This is a genomic window from Kineobactrum salinum, from assembly GCF_010669285.1.
Taxonomy (GTDB): domain Bacteria; phylum Pseudomonadota; class Gammaproteobacteria; order Pseudomonadales; family Halieaceae; genus Kineobactrum; species Kineobactrum salinum.
The window spans coordinates 1,855,211-1,875,243 of sequence record NZ_CP048711.1 but is presented as its reverse complement, the minus strand read 5'-3'; the positions used below and the strand labels follow the sequence as shown (position 1 = coordinate 1,875,243).

General features: G+C 63.7%; 19 protein-coding genes and 1 riboswitch. Of the genes, 10 read left to right on the top strand and 9 right to left on the bottom strand.

From position 1 onward, the window contains the following. Window positions 1-24 precede the first annotated feature (24 nt). The 4 genes from G3T16_RS08025 to minE all read left to right on the top strand — a co-directional run bounded on the left by G3T16_RS08025 (window position 25) and on the right by minE (window position 3,419). The gene (locus G3T16_RS08025) at window positions 25-1,314 is read left to right on the top strand and encodes an acetyl-CoA hydrolase/transferase family protein (RefSeq protein ID WP_232059310.1); all 1,290 of its coding nucleotides are present in this window, start codon (window positions 25-27) and stop codon (window positions 1,312-1,314) included. 261 nt (window positions 1,315-1,575) lie between these two features. After that, window positions 1,576-2,313, top strand: coding sequence for a septum site-determining protein MinC (gene minC / locus G3T16_RS08020; protein WP_163494592.1), 738 nt, complete (start codon window positions 1,576-1,578; stop codon window positions 2,311-2,313). Between the two features lie 42 nt (window positions 2,314-2,355). Then, window positions 2,356-3,171 (top strand): septum site-determining protein MinD, encoded by an 816-nt coding sequence (gene minD, locus G3T16_RS08015; RefSeq protein WP_163494591.1) that lies wholly within the window; start codon window positions 2,356-2,358, stop codon window positions 3,169-3,171. Further along, window positions 3,168-3,419 carry a cell division topological specificity factor MinE gene (gene minE / locus G3T16_RS08010; RefSeq protein WP_163494590.1) on the top strand — a complete coding sequence of 84 codons (252 nt, stop codon included), beginning with the start codon at window positions 3,168-3,170 and terminating at the stop codon, window positions 3,417-3,419. The genes minD and minE overlap by 4 nt, the downstream gene beginning before the upstream one ends. Before the next feature lie 399 nt (window positions 3,420-3,818). Here minE and G3T16_RS08005 read toward each other — a convergent pair whose 3' ends face one another. Beyond that, on the bottom strand, window positions 3,819-5,429 hold the full coding sequence (locus G3T16_RS08005) for a tRNA-dihydrouridine synthase (protein WP_163494589.1): 1,611 nt from the start codon (window positions 5,427-5,429) through the stop codon (window positions 3,819-3,821). 155 nt (window positions 5,430-5,584) lie between these two features. After that, window positions 5,585-5,685, top strand: a riboswitch (TPP riboswitch). A gap of 70 nt (window positions 5,686-5,755) precedes the next feature. On the opposite strand from G3T16_RS08005, the gene thiC reads away from it, so the two are divergent. The 6 genes from thiC to G3T16_RS07975 are packed head-to-tail and all read left to right on the top strand — an operon-like array spanning window position 5,756 to window position 12,207. Further along, window positions 5,756-7,558, top strand: coding sequence for a phosphomethylpyrimidine synthase ThiC (thiC, locus tag G3T16_RS08000; RefSeq protein WP_163494588.1), 1,803 nt, complete (start codon window positions 5,756-5,758; stop codon window positions 7,556-7,558). Next, window positions 7,555-8,679, top strand: a complete 1,125-nt coding sequence (thiO, locus tag G3T16_RS07995) for a glycine oxidase ThiO (RefSeq protein WP_232059309.1) — start codon at window positions 7,555-7,557, stop codon at window positions 8,677-8,679. Before thiC ends, thiO begins: the two co-directional genes overlap by 4 nt. Next, a complete protein-coding gene (thiS, locus tag G3T16_RS07990) occupies window positions 8,676-8,876 on the top strand; it encodes a sulfur carrier protein ThiS (protein WP_163494587.1) in 201 nt (66 codons plus the stop codon). Before thiO ends, thiS begins: the two co-directional genes overlap by 4 nt. Beyond that, window positions 8,877-9,656 carry a thiazole synthase gene (locus tag G3T16_RS07985; RefSeq protein WP_163494586.1) on the top strand — a complete coding sequence of 260 codons (780 nt, stop codon included), beginning with the start codon at window positions 8,877-8,879 and terminating at the stop codon, window positions 9,654-9,656. It abuts the gene before it with no gap. Further along, complete coding sequence (gene thiE / locus G3T16_RS07980; RefSeq protein ID WP_197911961.1) at window positions 9,653-11,131, top strand: thiamine phosphate synthase; 1,479 nt, start codon at window positions 9,653-9,655, stop codon at window positions 11,129-11,131. Before G3T16_RS07985 ends, thiE begins: the two co-directional genes overlap by 4 nt. After that, the gene (locus G3T16_RS07975) at window positions 11,128-12,207 is read left to right on the top strand and encodes a HesA/MoeB/ThiF family protein (protein WP_163494585.1); all 1,080 of its coding nucleotides are present in this window, start codon (window positions 11,128-11,130) and stop codon (window positions 12,205-12,207) included. The genes thiE and G3T16_RS07975 overlap by 4 nt, the downstream gene beginning before the upstream one ends. Before the next feature lie 215 nt (window positions 12,208-12,422). Here G3T16_RS07975 and G3T16_RS07970 read toward each other — a convergent pair whose 3' ends face one another. The 8 genes from G3T16_RS07970 to G3T16_RS07935 form a co-directional block, all read right to left on the bottom strand. After that, window positions 12,423-12,812 carry a hypothetical protein gene (locus tag G3T16_RS07970; RefSeq protein ID WP_163494584.1) on the bottom strand — a complete coding sequence of 130 codons (390 nt, stop codon included), beginning with the start codon at window positions 12,810-12,812 and terminating at the stop codon, window positions 12,423-12,425. Window positions 12,813-12,863: 51 nt separating this feature from the next. Then, a complete protein-coding gene (brnA, locus tag G3T16_RS07965) occupies window positions 12,864-13,133 on the bottom strand; it encodes a type II toxin-antitoxin system BrnA family antitoxin (RefSeq protein ID WP_163494583.1) in 270 nt (89 codons plus the stop codon). Further along, complete coding sequence (locus G3T16_RS07960; RefSeq protein ID WP_163494582.1) at window positions 13,123-13,386, bottom strand: BrnT family toxin; 264 nt, start codon at window positions 13,384-13,386, stop codon at window positions 13,123-13,125. The genes brnA and G3T16_RS07960 overlap by 11 nt, the downstream gene beginning before the upstream one ends. A gap of 178 nt (window positions 13,387-13,564) precedes the next feature. Then, the gene (locus G3T16_RS07955) at window positions 13,565-15,058 is read right to left on the bottom strand and encodes a Fic family protein (protein ID WP_163494581.1); all 1,494 of its coding nucleotides are present in this window, start codon (window positions 15,056-15,058) and stop codon (window positions 13,565-13,567) included. A 324-nt stretch (window positions 15,059-15,382) separates the two neighbouring features. Continuing rightward, the gene (locus tag G3T16_RS07950) at window positions 15,383-16,864 is read right to left on the bottom strand and encodes a protein adenylyltransferase SelO (RefSeq protein ID WP_163494580.1); all 1,482 of its coding nucleotides are present in this window, start codon (window positions 16,862-16,864) and stop codon (window positions 15,383-15,385) included. A gap of 117 nt (window positions 16,865-16,981) precedes the next feature. After that, window positions 16,982-17,626: a D-2-hydroxyacid dehydrogenase gene (locus tag G3T16_RS07945; RefSeq protein WP_163494579.1), complete on the bottom strand. Its 645-nt coding sequence runs from the start codon at window positions 17,624-17,626 to the stop codon at window positions 16,982-16,984. Further along, complete coding sequence (locus G3T16_RS07940) at window positions 17,527-18,105, bottom strand: Rossmann-fold NAD(P)-binding domain-containing protein (protein WP_163494578.1); 579 nt, start codon at window positions 18,103-18,105, stop codon at window positions 17,527-17,529. The genes G3T16_RS07945 and G3T16_RS07940 overlap by 100 nt, the downstream gene beginning before the upstream one ends. Beyond that, window positions 18,102-19,970 (bottom strand): AsmA family protein, encoded by a 1,869-nt coding sequence (locus G3T16_RS07935; RefSeq protein ID WP_163494577.1) that lies wholly within the window; start codon window positions 19,968-19,970, stop codon window positions 18,102-18,104. Before G3T16_RS07935 ends, G3T16_RS07940 begins: the two co-directional genes overlap by 4 nt. Between the last annotated feature and the right edge of the window lie 63 nt (window positions 19,971-20,033).

Here is a 20,033-nt window from a genome sequence, read left to right as displayed (position 1 = left end):
CTGACGGGTTTCAGGGAGTGGACAGTGACTGTGTTTGTCGACAGTGCCCGGGAGGCGGTGGCCGCGATCAGGTCCAGCGAGAATCTGTGGTGTCACTCGATGGCCGCGACCCCGACAGTACTGCTTGCGGCCCTGGCCGAGCATGCCAGGTCCCTTAGCGATGTCACCATCATGCAGTTGCACCTGGAGCATGCAGAAATGCTTGCCGATCCCGCCCTGGACGGACATCTGCGCAACCGCTGCTTTTTCGCCGGCCAGGTCACCCGCGAGCTGATCAACCAGGGACGGGCGGACTATGTGCCCATTTCCCTGTCGGAAATTCCCAAGCTGTTCCGGCGTGGCGATGCGCGCATCGATACCGCGCTGGTTCAGGTCTCCGCTCCGGACCTGCATGGCAACTGCTCCCTGGGTATCTCTGTGGAGGCCAGCAAGGCCGCCTGTGACATGGCGGGGCGGATCATCGCCCACATCAATCCCCATATGCCGCGCACCCACGGTGACAGCTTCATTCATCTGCGCCAGATTGATGTGGCCTATACCGAGGCCGCTCCCCTGCTGCAGCACGGCCAGCGGGATGTCAGCGTGGTAGAGCAGCAGATTGGCGAGCATGTCGCCAGCCTGATCGAGGACGGTGATTGTCTGCAAATGGGCATCGGTGCCATACCGAATGCGGCCCTGGCCTGTCTGGGAGACCGCAAAGGCCTGGGTATTCACACGGAAATGTTCGCCGACGGCGTGTTGCCGCTGCTGCACAGCGGTGTTATCGACAACAGCCGCAAGAAGATTTCCCGCGGCCGCACGGTGACTTCCTTTGCCATGGGCAGCCAGGCTCTGTATGACCATGTGAATGACAACCCGGAAGTGATATTCCTGGACGTCGAGTTCGTCAACAACCCGGTGGTGATTGCCAAGAACCCCCGCGCAACGTCAATCAACAGCGCCCTGCAGATTGATCTTACGGGCCAGGTTTGTGCGGATTCCATTGGCCACCGTATCTATTCCGGCGTCGGGGGGCAGGTGGACTTCGTGCAGGGAGCCAATTATTCCGAGCGGGGCAAGTCGATCATCGCGCTGCCCAGCACGGCCAGGAATGGTACTCTGTCACGGCTGGTGCCGTACCTGGCCAGTGGGGCCGGGGTGGTCACCACCCGCGCCCAGGTGGACTACGTGGTTACAGAGTTCGGGGCGGCGAGGTTGCGCGGCTGCTCCATCGCCGAGCGTGTCGCGGCGTTGCTGCAGGTGGCCCACCCGGCCTTCCGCGAAGCCCTGGCGCGGGACGCCCGGGAGATTCTGGGGCTGCGTCTGCCGGGATAGTCAGCGGCTGCGCCGAGCACTGTGTGGCTGCTTGTGCCGTCGAGCGCTTTATTGCCGGGTTGATATTCGACTTCAATACCCGCTAATTCCCGTTCTTATTCCTGTCTCGCAGCAGGCGACGTTGGATCGGATGCCGCTTTTATGAGTGACGCGGCGCGCCAGTAAAATACCCGGATGATCGTTGCGAATCGGGTTGACTCTGCCCGGCCCGACTCCATAATGGCGATCTTGTCCGTAGCCACTCAAGGTAGTGCACGTTGTATGAGCACCCCTGACTTTCAGTTGAAAGGCAGCACCGTTACCGTTGTTGTACTGGAACTGCACCGTTATACCGCCGACGCATTCTCCTCGCAGCTCGATGCCCGGATCCGCAAAGCGCCCCAGCTTTTTGAGGGTTCGCCCGTGGTGATCAGTCTGGAGCACCTGGACGCTGCGAACTCAGCCCTGAATTTCGACGCGCTGGTTTCGCAGTGCCGCGAACTGGGGTTGCGCCCGATCGCGTTTCGGGGTGTGCCGGCGGCTGTGATTGAGAGCGCCGCGGCCACTGGCCTGGCGGTACTGCCAGCCTCCAATGGCCGCGAGCGGGGCATGCCGCCCGCGGAGCCCGCACCAGCCGCTGAACCTGCAGCGGACCTTGAGCTGCGGCCCCTGCCACAGCGGGCCTCCCAGGCGCGCGCCACAAGAACGGTTACCCGGCCGGTCCGCTCGGGGCAGCAGGTCTACGCCGAGGGCGGAGACCTGATTGTGCTGGCGCAGGTGAGTGAAGGCGCTGAAGTACTGGCCGATGGCAACATCCACATTTATGGGGCGCTGCGGGGCAGGGCGCTGGCGGGCGTACACGGGGATGTTTCGGCACGTATCTTCTGCCAGCATATGGATGCCGAGCTGATCTCGGTTGCGGGCCACTTTCTGCTCAGTGATGCACTCACCGATGCAGTGTACCGCAAGCCGGCGCAGGTCACCCTGCAGGGCGATGTACTGAATATCTCCGCCCTCTAAAACCTCAACCTCGTTTAATCAACACCTGACAGGAGCCATTTTGTGGCAAAAATCATCGTAGTAACTTCGGGCAAAGGCGGTGTCGGCAAGACTACCAGCAGCGCCGCTATCGGCACAGGCCTGGCCCAGCGGGGGCACTCCACCATTATCGTCGACTTTGACGTGGGCCTGCGGAACCTGGACCTGATCATGGGCTGCGAACGCCGCGTCGTGTACGACTTTGTCAATGTGATCAACGGCGAGGCGACGCTGAATCAGGCGATGATCAAGGACAAGCGCACCGAAAACCTCTACATTCTGCCTGCCTCCCAGACGCGCGATAAAGAAGCTCTCACCGAGGAGGGCGTCGCCAAGGTGCTGGAAGAACTGAAGGAGAAATTTGAATTCATCGTCTGCGACTCTCCGGCCGGCATTGAAAAAGGCGCCCAGATGGCACTGTATTTCGCCGACGAGGCCATTGTGGTAACCAACCCGGAAGTGTCCTCGGTACGCGATTCCGACCGGATTATCGGCATCCTGCAGAGCAAATCACTGCGGGCCCGCGATGGCCTCGATCCGGTGAAGGAGCATCTGTTGCTGACGCGCTACAACCCGGCCCGGGTCAGTGCCGGTGAAATGCTCAGCGTGGCCGATGTGGAGGATATTCTCGCCATCCCGCTGCTGGGAGTAATCCCCGAGTCGCAGGAGGTGCTTAGAGCTTCCAACCAGGGGGAGCCCATCATTCTAAACGACGAGGCCCTGGCAGGGCAGGCTTACAGTGACGCGGTTGACCGCCTGCTGGGCGAAACCGTGGCGCACCGCTTCCTGGACGAGGAGCGCCCCGGCTTCTTCAAGCGGTTGCTGGGAGGGCGGGCATGAGTATTTTCGACTACTTCCGCAGCAAACCCAGTACCTCCTCCGCCGTCACGGCGAGGGAGCGTTTGCAGGTAATCGTCGCCCACCAGCGCGGCCAGCGCAACCAACCCGACTACCTGCCGCGCATGCAGCAGGAGATTCTCGAAGTGATCCGCAAGTATGTGCCGGTAGAACCAGAGGATGTGCAGGTGCAGGTCGATGAAAGCGGCAACTGCTCAGTCCTGGAGCTCAATGTAACGCTGCCGGGCTGAGGCGTGCCGCTCCCGGACTGAGACGCGCCGCAACCACATAGGGTGCGTTGAGGCACGAAACGCACCGAGTATGGTTTCGAGCGATTGTGGCCGAAAATTGGTACCAATGGTGCGCTTCCTTCGTCAGCACACCCTATGAAGGTGCGCTTCCTTCGTCAGCCACATAGGGTGCGTTGAGGCACGAAACGCACCGAGATTGGCGCGGAGCGGTTGTGGCCGAAAATTGGCACCAATGGTGCGTTTCCTTCGTCAGCACACCCTATGAAGGTGCGCTTCCTTCGTCAGCCACATAGGGTGCGTTGAGGCACGAAACGCACCGAGATTGGCGCGGAGCGGTTGTGGCCGAAAATTGGCACCAATGGTGCGTTTCCTTCGTCAGCGCACCCTATGGTTTTGCGTTTACAGGAAGGGGCCATCGACGCAGCCGCGGCGTCCATCGGGGGTGGCGCAGGCGCCGCAGATGCCCACCCCGCACTTGGTCAGGTAGTCGATGGCGCTGAAGATCTGCTCCTCGCGGCAGAATTCCCGCTCCACCGCTACCGCCGCGTGCACCATCGGCTCCGGCCCGCAGTTGTAGAACACCAGCTGTTCGCGCTCGTTCGGGCTCATCTCCTGCAGGCGCTGCCGCAGCAGCTCGGTTACCCGGCCGTGAAAGCCCTGGCTGCCATCGTCCGTGGCCACATGCAGCTCGGCGATGCGGGCGGATTCCCCCAGAAAATACAGCCGGTCGCTGCTGCGGGCCCCGGCGAAGATCTCGGCGTTGCCAAAGTCGCGGGCGATCTGGTACACCGCGGCCAGCCCGGTGCCGCCGGCCACCGCCATGATGCGGGCGTCCTCCGGCGGCTGCACCGGGATACCGTGGGGGCCGCGCACATAGGCCTGGGTGCCCGCCGGCAGGTCCATCAGGGTGTGGGTAAACAGGCCCAGGTCTATCACCACCAGCGAGAAGGGGTCGTCGGTCAGGGCCGAAAACGGTTTTTCCCCCACGCCGGGTAGCCACAGGAACACAAACTCGCCGGCCTGGACATTGACCTTGCGGTCGAAGCTCAGGATGGCGATATCCTCACAGACCCGTTCATTGCGCACCAGCGTCACCGGCCGGAAATTCGTGTCGATGTCGTAGCGGACCAGGCTCTCGGCGCGATCGCTGCCGCGCTCCAGATCCTGTTGCAGGGTGCGGAAGTAGTCTGCGATCTCCGCGGTGGTCATACCCACCAGCGCCGAGCCGACGCCGACCACGGTGGCGCCGGCCTCGAAGAAGGCCCTGGCGTCGGCCGCGCTGCTGACGCCGCCGCAACCGATAATGGGCAGGCCGGTGACGGCGGCCACCTCGCGCACACATTTCAGGCCGATCGGCAGCACACCCTTGCCGGACATGCCGCCGGCGCCGTTGCTCAGCACCGGGTGACCGTGGGCGGAAGTGTAGCCGGGCCCCAGCGTGTTGATCGCGCACAAACCGTCGGCGCCGCCCGCCACCGCCGCCTCGGCGATTTCAGCGATGTTGGGAGTGTTGGGCGTCAGCTTCGGAATCACCGGTATGTCCACCACCGCCTTGACCGCGGCAGTGATCTCGCGCACCAGCGCGGGGTCCTGGCCCATGGCCATGCCGTAGCCCTTGGCATGGGGGCAGGACAGGTTGAGCTCCAGGCCATCGGACACCGGCGCCAGCAATTTCGCGACTTCCACGAATTCCTCCACGCTGCCGCCAAAGATAGAGGTCAGCAGGAAGCGGTCCACCGGTACCCGCAGCTGGCGCAGCAGCTCCACCGATTCCCGCGCACCCGGATTGGTGAGACCGACGGCGTTGACGAAGCAGCCCGGCGCGTACTGGCTCAGGACCGGTTCCCGGTTGCCCAGGCGCGGCTCCAGGCCAATGCTCTTGGTGGTGACCACCCCCACTTCCGGCATGTGATCGAACACATACTGAATGATGGAGGTCGCGGTGGTCACGATACCGGAGGGGATCGTGAAAGGGCCAGACAGGGTCTTGCCGAAGAATTCAGTAGTCAAGGCGGCGCTCGGGACAGGCGGGTGGGTTGTCAGGCTGGCATTATACCGCCTCGCCCCGGCCGAGTCGAAGCCCGGGCTGCAATCGCCACGGGCCTGTTGTTGGCGGTGTGCCGGCGCCGCTGCTTTACATCGGCCGGCAGAAGTTTCTATACTGGCCGCGACTCTCGGGGCGCCTTCACAGGCTGAGATGCTGCAAAGCAGACCCGTTGAACCTGATCCGACTAGTATCGGCGTAGGGAAGAGCACAATGGTATCGCACCAGCCTCTTTCAGCTTTCTCTACTCTTTGCTCGTCGGGACAACTCACTCTTGAGCAAGGAGCAAGGCATGTCCCGTCCGCTGATTACCCGGCAACCGCTGCCCGCCAGCAGCAAGGTCTATCACAGCGTTGCCGACCATCCCGATATCCGCGTGCCGCTGCGCAGCATTGCGCTGTCCAATGGCGAACACGTCACTGTCTACGACAGCTCGGGCCCCTATACCGACCCCACAGCCGATATCGACCTCAGCGCCGGACTGCCGCCGCTGCGCGCCAACTGGATCGCCGGCCGCGGGGACACCGAGCTGTATCCGGCACGACCACCGCGTGCCGCGGACGACGGCGGCAGCGGGGCCGTTCCCGGCCGGGTGGAATCACTGCAGCGGCAGCCGCGGCGGGCCGTCGCCGGTGCCAATGTGAGCCAGATGCACTATGCCCGCCGCGGCATTGTGACCCCGGAAATGGAGTTCATTGCGCTGCGGGAAAACCAGCGCTGCAGCGCTGCCTGGCAGGCGGAAATCGAAACCGGCGAACGCCGCCGGCGCCTGCAGGGCGACGCCCGCGGGGCGCGTATTCCCGCAATCATCACCCCGGAATTCGTGCGCCGCGAAGTGGCCGAGGGCAGGGCCATCATTCCCGCCAATATCAACCATCCGGAACTGGAGCCGATGATCATCGGCCGCAATTTCCTGGTCAAGGTGAACGCCAACATCGGCAATTCGGCGGTGACCTCCTCCATCGACGAGGAAGTGGACAAGCTGGTCTGGGCGACCCGCTGGGGCGCGGACACGGTGATGGACCTGTCCACCGGCAGGAACATCCACACCACTCGCGACTATATCCTGCGCAACGCGCCGGTGCCCATCGGTACCGTGCCGATCTACCAGGCCCTGGAAAAAGTCGGCGGTATCGCCGAGGACCTCAACTGGGAGGTTTTCCGCGACACGCTGGTGGAGCAGGCCGAACAGGGCGTGGACTATTTCACCATCCACGCCGGGGTGCGGCTCGCGTTCGTGCCGATGACGGCCGACCGGGTCACCGGCATCGTCTCCCGCGGCGGCTCGATCATGGCCAAGTGGTGTATCGCCCATCACCAGGAGAGCTTTCTCTACACCCACTTCGAGGAGATCTGCGAGATCATGAAGGCCTACGACGTGAGCTTTTCCCTCGGCGATGGCCTGCGTCCGGGCTCGCTGGCCGATGCCAATGACGAGGCCCAGTTCGCCGAGCTGAAGACCCTGGGGGAGTTGACCACGATCGCATGGCAGCACGATGTGCAAACCATGATCGAGGGGCCCGGCCACGTGCCCATGCACATGATAGAGGAAAACATGACGCAGCAGCTGGAGCACTGCCACGAGGCGCCGTTCTACACGCTGGGCCCGCTGACCACCGATATCGCCCCCGGCTACGACCACATCACCAGCGGCATCGGCGCCGCGATGATCGGCTGGTTCGGCTGCGCGATGCTCTGCTATGTGACGCCCAAGGAGCATTTGGGCCTGCCCGACCGCGACGACGTCAAGGCGGGGATGATCGCCTACCGGATTGCGGCCCACGCCGCGGACGTTGCCAAGGGGCACCCCGGGGCGCGCTATCGCGATGACCTGCTGTCGCAGGCGCGGTTCGATTTCCGCTGGCAGGACCAGTTCAACCTCAGCCTGGATCCGGACACCGCCATCCGCTACCACGATGCGACCCTGCCCAAGGACAGCGCCAAGGTCGCCCATTTCTGTTCCATGTGCGGTCCCAAGTTCTGTTCCATGCAGATCACCCGGGAGGTGCGCGACTACGCCCGCGAGGGCATGGCGCGCAAATCCGCCGAGTTCCGGGCGCTGGGCAGCGAAATCTATGTGCGGGAAGTGGATTGATCCCGGCGCTGGCAGTGGGCACCCGGCACGGCAGCGCCAACAGCCTGAGCATCGGTATCGCCGGGGCCGGGCTGATGGGGCGGGTGCTGGCCTGCTACCTGCTGCGGGCGGGGCACCGGGTCACGCTGTTTGACCGTGACCCGGTGGACTCTGGCGCGGCCGCCGCCTACACCGCGGCCGGCATGCTCGCCCCCTGGGCCGAGCTGGAGCAGTCGGAGATGAGCGTGTTCAGGCTGGGGCTGCGGTCGTTGCAGCTATGGCCGGAGCTGCTGCGGGAACTGGGCCGGGACGTGGATTTTCACCAGCGCGGCAGCCTGGTCGTGGCCCACGCCGCGGATGCCGGGGAACTGGTGCATTTCCGCCGGCGGCTGGCGGCCAAGCTGACCGCGGCCGACCAGCTGCGGGACCTGGATGCGGCCGCGCTGGAGCAGCTGGAGCCGGCCCTGACCGATGTCTTTGACCGGGCCCTGTGGTTGCCCGGCGAGGCCTGGCTGGATGGCCGCCGGACGATGGCGGCGCTGGCGGGACATCTGCAGGCCGCCGGCGTCGCCTGGCAGCCGGACACGGCCGTGCTGGGGCTGGAGCCCGGCGCGCTGACAACGGAACGGGGACGGCAGCGCTTCGACAGCGTGATCGACTGCCGTGGCCTGGGCGCCCGCGACGATATACCCGGCCTGCGCGGGGTACGCGGCGAACTGCTGTGGCTGCACGCCCCCCGGCTGCGGCTGCAGCGCCCCGTGCGCCTGCTGCATCCCCGCTACCGGCTGTACCTGGTGCCGCGGCAGGACAATATCCTGGTACTGGGCGCGACCCAGCTGGAAAGCGACGACACCGGGCCGGTGACCGTACGCTCGGCGCTGGAGTTGTTGTCCGCGGCCTATTCCATGCACAGCGAGCTGGGCGAAGCCCGACTGGTTCACAGCGAGGCCAACTGCCGTCCGGCGCTGGCAGACAACCAACCCGCCATCGTCGCGACGCCGGGACTGATACGGGTCAACGGGCTGTTTCGCCACGGCTTTCTGCTGGCGCCGGCGCTGGCGCAGGACGTGATCGAACATCTTCACCGCGATGCGGCCGGCAACCGGCCGGCGGGGACTGACAATGAGGTAATGCAGGCATGATAGCGCTCTATATCAACGGTAGGCAGGAGTCGGTTGCGGCCGGGAGCTCGGTGGCGGATCTGTTGCGGCAGCTCGCCGCCGACGAGGCCGTGGTAGTCGCGGTCAATGAACAATTTGTGCCGCGCAACCTGCATCGTGAACAGCTGTTGCAGGCCGGCGACCAGGTCGAACTGCTGTCGCCAATGGAGGGTGGCTGAATGTGGTCATTGGCCGACCGCGAGCTGGGCAGCCGCCTGCTGTTGGGGTCCGCGCAGTATCCTTCTCCCGCCATCATGGAACAGTCCATCGCGGCCTCGGGGGCGGAAGTGGTGACTGTCGCACTGCGGCGCCAACAGCCCGAAACCGGCGCGGGCCGGGACTTCTGGCAGCGGCTCAAGTCCCTGGGACTGCATCTGCTGCCAAACACCGCGGGCTGCCACACGGCCAAAAGTGCCATCACCACGGCGCTGATGGCGCGGGAGCTGTTTGACACGCACTGGATCAAGCTGGAAGTGATAGGCGACGACTACAACCTGCAGCCGGATCCGTTTGCGCTGCTGGAGGCGGCCCGGGAGCTGGTCGGCCAGGGCTTCGAAGTATTCCCCTACTGCACCGACGATCTGGTGCTGGCCGAACGGCTGGTACAGGCCGGCTGCCGCATCCTGATGCCGTGGGCCGCGCCCATCGGCACCGGCCGCGGCCTGGTCAACCCCTATGGCCTGCGCTGCCTGCGGGCGCGGCTGCCGGATATCACGCTGATCGTCGATGCCGGCATCGGCACCCCGTCCCACGCCACCCGGGCGCTGGAAATGGGCTACGACGCCGTGCTGCTCAATACCGCCGTGGCTCAGGCGGAGGATCCGGTGATGATGGCCCGCGCCTTCCGCGCGGCGGTAGAGGCCGGTTACCTGGCGCGTCAAGCAGGGCCGGTGCCGCGGCGGGAACTGGCGGTGGCCAGCACGCCGGTGGTGGGCAAGCCGTTCTGGCACGAGTCGTGAGTAGTGACTTCCGGCGTCCGGTGGTAGTAGTCATCGGCGGCAGCGATTGCGCCGCGATGGCGGGTATCCAGATGGACCAGCGGGTGATCCAGGCCTTCGGCTGTCATGCCGGGACCGTGATCAGCGCAAACACGGCCCAGCACGGCCGCGCGGTGCTGAGTATCAATCCGGTCGCCGGGCAGGGTTTTGCCGAGCAGTTGCAAGCCTGTACAAGCCTGGCACCGGCCGCGGTGAAGATAGGCCTGCTGGTCACCGTCGAGCAGGTGCGGCTGTGCGCCGATTTCCTGCGCCGCATTCAGGTACCCGCGGTCCTTGATCCGGTGCTGGCCAGTTCCAGTGGCAGCGCGCTGGTCAGCGCCGAGGTCCGCGCCAGCCTGTGCCGCGAGCTGCTGCCGCTGTGCACCGTGGTCACCCCCAACCGGCCGGAGGCCGAACTGCTGGGCGGGCAAGCCATTCACTGTAGCGCCGACGTGGCCCCGGCCGCGGCCGGGCTGCGGGCCAGCGGCGTGGCGGCGGTGGTCCTGAAAGGGGGCCATGGGCCGGCGCCCGATTGCCGGGATTACTGCCTGCTCCCCGGGCAGGCCTTCTGGCTGGCGAGCGAGCGCCAGGCTGCGGCCAATCAGCGCGGCACGGGCTGTGCCTTTGCCTCCGCGGCGGCCAGTGCGCTGGCGTTGGGCTACGGCCTGGCCGATGCGCTGGTGATCGCGAAAATGGCACTGAACCAGGGCCTGCGCCAGGGCTATGCTGTCCACGACCAGCCGGGGCCCGTACACGTCCACTGCTTTCCCGACGACGGGCGGGACCTGCCAACGTTGCTGCCTGAGCACGCCGCCGAAGTGGCCAGTCCGCCTTTCCCGCCCTGCGGACCCGGGCCACTGGGACTCTACCCGGTGGTGGATAGCAGCGCCTGGCTGGCCACTCTGCTGCCGCTGGGGATCAACACGATTCAGCTGCGCCTCAAGGACAAACCCGCCGCGGTGCTCGACGAGGAGATCCAGCGGGCGGTAGCGCTGGCCCGGCGCTGGGGGGCGCGGCTGTTCATCAATGACCACTGGCCGCTGGCCCTGCAACACGGCGCCTACGGCGTGCACCTGGGCCAGCAGGATCTGGGTTCGGCAGACCTGGACGCGATCCGCCGGGGCGGTCTGCGCCTGGGTATCAGTACCCACTGCCACTACGAAGTCGCCCGCGCTCATTACTATCGGCCCTCCTACATGGCCTGCGGCCCGGTCTATCCTACCGACAGCAAATCCATGCCCTGGCAACCCCACGGCCTCGCCGGGCTGGCCTATTGGCGCCGCACCCTGGCCGCCTATCCGCTGGTGGCAATAGGCGGTATCGACCGGGACCGGCTGCCGGGGGTGGCGGCCACCGGCGTGGACGGCATCGCGATGATCTCCGCCATCACCAAGGCGGACCGGCCAACGGCCGCGGCAACGGCGCTGGCGGAACTGTGCGAGGTGCACCGGCCGTGACCGGGACGGGCTTGAATGACAGGGAGTTTGAGCGCTACGACCGCCAGTTGCTGCTGGACGAGGTCGGTGTGGCCGGCCAACTGGCACTGCAGAGGGCCCGGGTACTGATCGTCGGCGCCGGTGGACTGGGCTGCCCGGTGGGCCTGTATCTGGCCGCCGCCGGCGTCGGCAGCGTCGGCATCCTGGACGGCGACCGCATCGAGCGCTCCAACCTGCACCGCCAGGTGGCCTTCACCGACGCCGACGTCGGGCGCGGCAAGGCCGATGTCCTCGCCGACCGCCTGCGGGCGCTGAATCCGGATATCAGCGTCCGCGGCGAGCAGGCCTTTCTCGGCGCGGACAACGCGGCCGCCCAGCTCGCGGCCACCGACCTGGTGTTGGACTGCAGCGACAACTTCGCCACCCGCTACCTGATCAATGACCACTGCCTGGTCCTGGCCAAGCCCTGGCTGTTCGCCGCCGTCAACGGCTTCCAGGGCAGCCTGGCACTGTTCACACCGGGCCAGCCCTGCTTTCGCTGCCTGTATCCCGTGCCCCCGACCCGGGGCGGCAACTGCAACAGTAACGGTGTGCTGGGCACAGTACCGGGCCTCGTTGCGCTGCAGCAGGCAAATCTCGCACTGCGGCAGTTGCTGGGACTGGCCAGCGACGACGCGCCGCGTTTGCTACTGATGGACTGTCAGCTGCCGGGCCTGAAAACATTGACGCTCGCCACCAATCCCGGCTGCCGGTGCGGTCAGTTTCCACCGGACGCGGACCCGTCACCGCCGCAGGCCCGGCCGCAACCGCAATACCCCGATCTGGAGATCAACTGGAGCGACTGGCAGACATTGACCGGACAGACCACGGCACTGCTGGTGGATGTGCGCAGCCGCGATGAACACCTGGCGGACAACGTCGGTGGCGAGTGCCTGTCTCGGGCACAGCTACATAAACAGATCCAGCGCCAGCCCGATCTCAGCGTCGGCCTTTACTGCCAGACAGGCAGGCGCTCACGGTTGATGGCCCAGACTCTGCGAGCCGCGGGGGCGGAGCGGGTCTACAGTTTGCGTGGTGGTATTCAGGCGTTGAGGTGATTCATGCTACTGAGTTCTCGCTTGATTAGGTTTAAGGCTGATTATTTGCCTTGGCCTTTTCATCCTTCCCAATTCCAGAAAACACATACCCAACCATTGTGCCTAATAGAGCCGCCGTTGTCTGATTTTCCAATATACCGTCCAATGCCAGAATTAAAATTACCGGCAGAACTAGCAAGACGGCGCGAACCGCTGCACTTGGTTATGAGGCGTTCTCATGAGCCACACTCACCCGTTTGAGGGCTGTTCTCTAAGCGGGTGGCCGTTCTGACAAGACCATCTGCATCCAGGAGTTGTAAACTGCCGTCAGCAGAAATGATTCTGTACCGCTCTCCCGACTGAGAGTTCGCAAGTGCATACATATTTCCGGGAAGCTCTTGAAGCTCTAGCACTGAACTGGAACCATCATTAAACTCTGAGCTTAACTCAACGTGCGCATCTTGCGTTAAAACGATGGTCATTACTCTATTGAATTGAGGCATGCTCGAAACTGTCCGGTCACACCAGCGACCGACTGTGGTTTCAGCATTGGCGAAACTGGACAATAAGAGTATGCAGAGTCCTGCAGCGAAACCGGCTTTCAGCCGAAAGTTACGATTGACCATTTTCATTCTCCCAGTCAAGGTATTGCTCAGGTAGCGCCTCATAACGCTCCGCTAATGTGCGCCGCCTGCGGCGTCACCATTCAGCGGTTTGTTAGCAGCCTCTGCCTTCAAACGCTCAACCAACCAGACTTTAATAATTGACTGCCGAGTAACACCAATACGAGCCGCTTCACGATCCAGCGACTCGACCACCCAAGTAGGGAAGTCGACATTTATCCGTTTCTGTTCCTGATTAGCGCGGCGCGCCGTGGACAGATCAAGATCATCGATGATGTCTTTTTTGCCTTGGTCAAATTTCTTGTCAAAATCTTTAGCTTTCATACAGCTCTACCTCTCGTTTGCGAGAACGCCTTACAGAAATGAGCCGGACTGTTCCGTTTCTGTAGGTGACGACGGCAGACCAATGCTTTTGACCAACAAGGCCTACGACCAGAAATCGAGGTTCATCTTCAGATTTGGCTCGGATCTCCAGCAGGTCAGGGTCATTCCATAGAGCCTGCGCATCCAGAAAGTCGATTCCGTCCTTCTCCAGATTGGCCTGACTTTTGTCGTCATCGTATTCGAAATCGCTCATGAGTATAAAATATCCCTTTTCTACTCATTTCGCAAGAGAGGTGGATCTTGGGTGGCGGGTCAAACGTCCACTGCAACGATTTGTTGGGCTCTCATATTTTTGGGATATATGAGAGTCTAGTGGTCTTGTCATGAACCTGTGGGAGCCCCTAAAAGCGCATGTCTGCCTGCGCAGTGATTCAAGGTGACACCGGCAGCTTCATCTTGAAGTTCACAATTTGCTGATTGAAAACGGCAACTCCTTCATCCGGGAGCAGGTGAGCTTTGTGTTCTTCCAGCTGTTCGCGAACATCACCGTAGTCATTCCAGTTCAGGCTGGCTGCATATTTCTGGAGTTGAAAAAATACCTTGGTCAGCGTTCGGAATTTTCCTTCCCGCGTAGCCTGGCGCAAGCTGTTCAGGTAGCTGTCCCTATGCACCGTTGGCACGATCAGCTTGTATTGCTGGTCGGTATGCAGCTCGGCATTCAGGAAGATTCGAGATAGCCGGCCATTACCGTCATCAAAGGGATGGCATTCAGTAATCAGGAACTGCATGAAAATAGCCCGTTGCATTCCCTTGGGTAGTTTTTCGTAGATCCCGAAACCCTGGGTGATAGTGCCGACCAGATTTGCTGGTGATACAAAGACGGTATCGCCCGCCTGGTTGATCTTGACTTTGAATTGGCCCGGGTGTTTGTTCGGGCGCTGAAGCATCATCCGTTCATGACGTTCCTGGAGTAACTGAATCAGTTCGGAAGCGTTGTTGGGAGTTTCCAGCATTTCCTGGTAGTCGTGCACGATGTCATAGACGGCCAGCACGTCGTGGCTGTCTTCGGGCCTGTTGTCTACGACCTGTTTTTCAAAAATGATCTTCTCCGCTTCAGAGATCTGGAACTCCGTGCCTTCTATATAGTTCGAGAAGTAGCTTTCGAAGAACGAGAGGTGACGCCATGAGGCCTGATTGTAAAGGTACGGAACCCGTTCGAAATTGCACTGCTGCAAGTAATCGGCAAGCGCCCGGAAGCGTACCAGGCGATCCGGGTCATAGGGTTCCTGGCGGGCGGTGGCAATGGCCAGTGATGACGACAGGCTGCCCTCTACCGGCCGCGAGGCGAGCAGCGCCCCGATCATGCGGTCCAGTTGAGCGAATTCTTTTTCCAGTCCCAGTTCGGGAGCGGCGGTGCGGGTTTGATCGCGGATTTCCTTGAGGGCGTTCTCGCCCCGTTGTGCCAGTACTCTGCACAGTTGCGTTTCAACCCATGTCTGTCCGAGAGACCTGTGGCCGGCCTCACGGGCGCGGCTGGGAACGAGGTTCTCCAAAAGCTGGCGCGGCAGAGCACTGCGTGCCAGCTCGGGAACGAAAGGCTCTGTCAGCAATGTGGCGTCGCCCGGCATTATGTCGATTGTCAGCGCGTCGCCAATGTCAACGTAACGTCGGTGACCGACATTGGCCACTACATAAACACGCCGCCTGTGGGGTTTCAGTTCCACGGCGGTCCGGTAGGCCGCAATGGGCTGATCGCAAAAGTGCTCAACCAGCTGGTACCACCGGTTCTGAACCAGTGTGGCGATATCCGCTTCGGCAGCATCGGTGTAAACCCCCTGCCGGACACGCCTGAGTTGTCCCAGGCGAACCTGCCGGGCCAGTGCCTTGCCGTGATTGCGGCTCTTGGGAAAGATAAGCTCAGCCAATTGCCTGTGGATCCTTGATAAGCAGTAAAATGGAACAAAATCGCAGTTAAGGCGTAGCGTATGCGACTAAAGCACAATTAACAAGATAGAATTGAGACATTTGAGCAATTAGTGGTCCCAAAAAGCGACATTTGCCGAACTAATGGACCAGTGGCCAGGCCTTTGGAGAGTGCAGGCCACTTTGCTAATGGCGCCGGGAGGCGGGTAGGGCAATGGCGGGCCGGGTGCTGTAATGGCACTGGTGCCGCCGCCACCTATCTGAGTATTGCCCGGGCCCTGGACCACGCCGTTCCCTGTCGCGAGCAAACAATCCGGCGCGTGCAATCAGGTACCGCAAAAAGTCTGATACACACGCTCCCCGGGCTCCGGGGGCAGGGCATAGCGCTGGTCCGTCGGGGTATACGTGAAGGGCTCGGCCAGCCGCTCGACCAGCCTGTGAAAGGGCCCGAAATCGTCGCTGTCGGTGGCCGCGGCGATGGCCTCCTCGACCAGATGATTGCGGGGGATGAACACCGGGTTGGCGCGGTACATGCGCCGCTGGCGCTCGGCCGGGTCCAGCGGTTCTGCGGCCAGCCGGGCCTGCCAGCGTGCCAGCCAGGGCTCGAAGCTGGCGGGCAGCGGCTGCAGCTCGGCAATGTCCTGCCCGGCCGCGCCAGCAGAGTCGGCCAGGTCCGCCAGGTGGCGGAAAGTCAGCGTGAAGTCGCTGGCCTCGGCCGCCATCAGGGTATAGAGATCCTCGATCAGGCTGTTGTCGGTCGCTTGTTCGCTGTCCAGGCCGAGTTTGGCGCGCAGGCCACGGCTGTGACTGTCCAGGTAGAGCTCGCCAAAGCGGTCTACCGCCGCCTGCGCCAGGGCCACGGCCTGTTCCGGCTCGTCGTGCAGTACCGGCACCAGCGCCTGGGCCAGGCAGGCCAGGTTCCAGTGGGCTATGGCGGGCTGGTTGCAATAGGCGTAGCGGCCGCCCTGGTCAATGGAGCTGAACACGGTTTCCGGGTCGAAGGCATCCATGAATGCGCAGGGGCCGTAGTCGATGGTCTCACCGCTGAGCAATGTGTTGTCGGTATTCATCACGCCGTGGATGAAGCCCAGCAACTGCCACTGTGGGATCAGGCTGGCCTGGCGGGCGATGGCTTCCTCCAGCAGCGCCAGCGCAGCATTGTCGCTGTCGCCGCGCTCCGGGTAGTGACGCTGCAGCGTGAAATCCACCAGGGTTTGCAGGGCCTCGGTATCCTTTCTGGCGGCGAAGTACTCGAACGTGCCGATGCGGACATGACTGCCGGCCATCCGCGCCAGCACCGCGCCGGGCAGTGCGCGGTCGCGAAATACCTGCTCGCCGGTGCTCACCGCCGCCAGCGCCCGGGTCGTGGGCACACCCAGCGCCGCCATCGCTTCGCTGACGATGTACTCGCGCAGCACCGGCCCCAGCGGGGAACGGCCGTCGCCGCCGCGGGACCAGGGGGTGCGGCCGGCGCCCTTGAGCTGCAGGTCCACCTGGCGGCCACTGCTGTCGACCAGCTCCCCGAGCAGGATCGCGCGGCCATCACCCAGCTGTGGGTTGAAACTGCCGAACTGGTGGCCGGCATAGACGGCCGCCAGTGGCGCGGCGCCCTCCGGCACCGTGTTCCCGGCCAGCACCTGGGTGCCTTCCGGAGAGGCGAGCCAGTCGGGGTCCAGCCCCAACTCCCGCGCCAGCACGCGATTGACCCGGATCGGGCCGGGCGCGGCCACCGGGGTCGGTGACAGCTGGCTGTAGAAGCGTGCCGGCAGTTTGACATAGCTGTTGCTGAAAGGGATGGCGCTGGACACGGTAGATGAGCTCCCTGCGGATGAGGCGGTGGCACACGGGACCGGAGCCATTGGTCGCTGGCCCGGGAAGGCGCTACTGCTCCGCGACACTTTACTGTACCACCCACTGGTGGCAGATTAGTAGCCCGCCTCCATATCCACCAGGTTCAGCAGGGCCTCGCCAGCCACATAGCGGCGCAGGTTTTCCACGGCGATCAGTGCGGTGCGCTGCCGGCTGGCACCACCAGCGGAGGCCACATGCGGAGTGATGATGACATTGGGCAACTGCCACAACGGGCTGTCCTCCGGCAGCGGTTCCGGGTCGATAACATCGAGGCCGGCACCGTAGAGCTGGCCTGACTCCAGCGCCGCAATCAGCTCTTCCGTGACCGTGGTCTTGCCGCGGCCGACATTGATGTAAATCGCGCCGCGCTTGACCGCGGCGAAGAAATCCCGGTCCAGCAGCCCCGTGGTCTGTTCTGTCAGGGGCAGTGAATTCACCACGACATCGGCCTGGCCGGCCAGCTTGTGCAGTTCGTCGGACAGGCCCACATAGGCGACAAAATCGGGTCCCTCGCGGGAGGAATTGCGGGTGGCGGTGACCCGCATGCCCAGTGCGTGGGCGCGGCGCGCGATTTCGGTACCGATACCACCCAGGCCGACGACGAGCATGGTCTTACCCGTCAGCTCGCCGAAATGCAGTTCCGCCGACAGCTCCCGGCGCCATTCGCGCTCGGCCTGGGCCGCGGTATAGGCAGGCAGGCCGCGACTGATACCCAGCAACAGGGCGATGGCATGTTCCGCGATAGTGGGGCGGACAAACGCTTGTTGTTAGTGAAGATGCGGTCCGCCAGCAGTGCCGGCTCCGCGCCGCTGCAGCGGTCCATACCGACGGCGTAGCTGTGTATCCACAACAGCTCGGGGTCTGCGTTGGCCAACAGCTCATTGGTGCAAAATCCGATGTAGCCATCAGCGCCGGCCAGCAGTTCCGCCGAGGGCTTGCCGGATTCATCCAGCACCAATTCCGTATCACCCGCGGCCTGCCGCAGTTGGTCGATATAATCCGGCATCGCGCTGGCCATGCCCGCCGGCAGTGTGACGACCACACGGGCGGGCTGCCAGCGCGGATGCGAATCCACGGGGTGATCCGCCGCGCTCAGGTCGAGCCTGGCGATCAGTTCCCGGGCGGACTGTGGCTGGGCAATGGCCGGGAGGGTCAGCAGTACCAGCACAGCTGCGGTGAGCATGCGGTGCAATTTCATGGGTTGTCCTCCTCTGTGGCGGGCTGATCGCGTTGCAGCAGCCGCTGCAGCAGCTTGCCGCCTTCCTCCCTGGCCTTGCGCTGCAGTTCGCTGCTGGCCAGCTCGCGGATGATCTCGCGGCTGTCGACCTTGCACCAGCCGGCGGGTGCGGTGTCGGGGCTGCCGCTACAGTTCACCGGCCAGGCAATCGCCGTCAAGCGCTCGTTCACCCGGCAGGCGGGATCCAGACTGGCCAGGTCGGGCGACAGTTGTGCCTCCAGTCTGGCGTTGAATTCAGCACTGGCGAGATCGAAGTTGCCTTCGCCGAGCAGGCTCAGGTGGGCCAGCTCCGCCCGCAGCGGGGCCAGCAGTGCCTGGCCTTGCCCCAGCGTGATACTGGCGGTCAGCGATTCGAACTCGCTGCGGGTGGGTAGCTCGGTCTGCAACGGCTCCTGATTGATCTGGGCAACTGTCTGGCAGAGCAGGCGCTCGATCCCGACCTGTTCCAGTGCCAGCCCCCCGGTAGTGAGCTCCACCGTGCCATCCAGCCCCTGAACCAGCTCATTGCGGCTGCGCCCGCTGCCGGTGAGTTGCCAGTCGAGGCTGGCGCTGCCGCTCAGCACCGGTTGAGCTTCCAGCGCAGCCAGCAGCAGTGCAGTATCGGCCCCGGTCAGTTCGCCCCGGGTTTCCAGCCGGGCAGTATTGTGCTGGCCGTTGAGCACGGCGCTGGCGTCCAGTTCACCACCATGCAGGCGGCCGCGAATCGTCTCCAGCGTGGCAATACCCTCCACCACCCGTAGCTTCAGCTGCAATTGTTCGATGCTGTGGAGACCGAATACCGCCCGCTCCACCTGCAGTGCCGCCCGGGTATCGACCAGTCGCAGCGCATGCAGCGGCAGCGGCGCATCGCCGTCCGCTTCTACGTCTCCGGCTTCAGTCGCGGCCTCGGGGCCGGCCAGCACCAGCAAAGCCGGATTCAGCTCGCTCAGTTGCAGCGTGGTATCTATTTGCGGGCTTTCGAAGCTGGCATAGCGCAGGTTGCCTGCGCCGGTCATTGTGCCGCTTTCCAGTGCCAGCTCCAGCTCGGCGACCTGGCGCTCCAGATCAACCGGTCCGCTCGCCCGTAGCTGCAAAGGCTGTCTGGTTGCGCCCTCGATATCGGCGACCAGGCTTTGCAGCTGCACCCGCTGCTGGTCGAGGTCGGCGCTGAAACGGAGATCCAGAGACAGCGCGACGGGATTTGCTCCGGGAATACGCAGTTGCAGATTCAGTGCCGCTGGCTCGCCCGCCAGATTCATGTCGGTGGCGGTCAGCGCTACAAGCTCAATCATCCGGGGCTCGCCGCCGTCGGCCTGGAGCAGCACAATGCGTGCATCGCTGATGTTCAGACGCTGTACATTCAGGGCCAGCGGCAGGCCGAGAGCGGCACCGGCGCTGTTCGCCGCAGCGTCCCGCACGGCCTGGCGGCGTGCTTCATAAAACGCGTCCAGCTCGGCGTCGCTGAGAGTGGAGGTGTCTACTGCGGGCTGGGCGGGCTGGGCCGGCACGGTGGCGACGAGCCCCGCCAGTTCGATGCCCTTGATCGCGACTGTGCCGGACAACAGTGGCAGCAGGCGTACTTCCACCGCCAGCCGCTGCACTGTTATATCAGGCTGGTCTTTGCCAGGCAGGGCCAGCTCCGCCTCGTCCAGGGTCAGTGCCAGCCGTGGCAGCAGCGACAGGCGGGAATCGCCGTGCACGGTCAACTGGGCACCGCTGCTTTGTTCCAGCCGTTCGGCTGCCAGCGCCAGCAGCTGTTCCTCGTCCAGTACCAGCGGCAACAGTATCGCTGCCAACAGGATCAACAGCAGCGGGATGCCGATGATATAGAGCAGAATCCGGAGCATGGCAGGGCCTCGTGCAGTATTGCGGTAAGCTGATGGTAGCAGAAACGGCTGACGGCGCAGCAC

Coding starts and splice junctions, on each gene's coding strand:
- minC (WP_163494592.1), top strand. CDS start 1,576: ATGAGCACCCCTGACTTTCAGTTGAAAGGCAGCACCGTTACCGTTGTT.
- G3T16_RS07960 (WP_163494582.1), bottom strand. CDS start 13,386: ATGAGCGATTTCGAATACGATGACGACAAAAGTCAGGCCAATCTGGAG.
- minE (WP_163494590.1), top strand. CDS start 3,168: ATGAGTATTTTCGACTACTTCCGCAGCAAACCCAGTACCTCCTCCGCC.
- thiC (WP_163494588.1), top strand. CDS start 5,756: ATGTCCCGTCCGCTGATTACCCGGCAACCGCTGCCCGCCAGCAGCAAG.
- brnA (WP_163494583.1), bottom strand. CDS start 13,133: ATGAAAGCTAAAGATTTTGACAAGAAATTTGACCAAGGCAAAAAAGAC.
- G3T16_RS07970 (WP_163494584.1), bottom strand. CDS start 12,812: ATGGTCAATCGTAACTTTCGGCTGAAAGCCGGTTTCGCTGCAGGACTC.
- G3T16_RS07935 (WP_163494577.1), bottom strand. CDS start 19,970: ATGCTCCGGATTCTGCTCTATATCATCGGCATCCCGCTGCTGTTGATC.
- G3T16_RS07985 (WP_163494586.1), top strand. CDS start 8,877: ATGTGGTCATTGGCCGACCGCGAGCTGGGCAGCCGCCTGCTGTTGGGG.
- thiS (WP_163494587.1), top strand. CDS start 8,676: ATGATAGCGCTCTATATCAACGGTAGGCAGGAGTCGGTTGCGGCCGGG.
- G3T16_RS07940 (WP_163494578.1), bottom strand. CDS start 18,105: ATGAAATTGCACCGCATGCTCACCGCAGCTGTGCTGGTACTGCTGACC.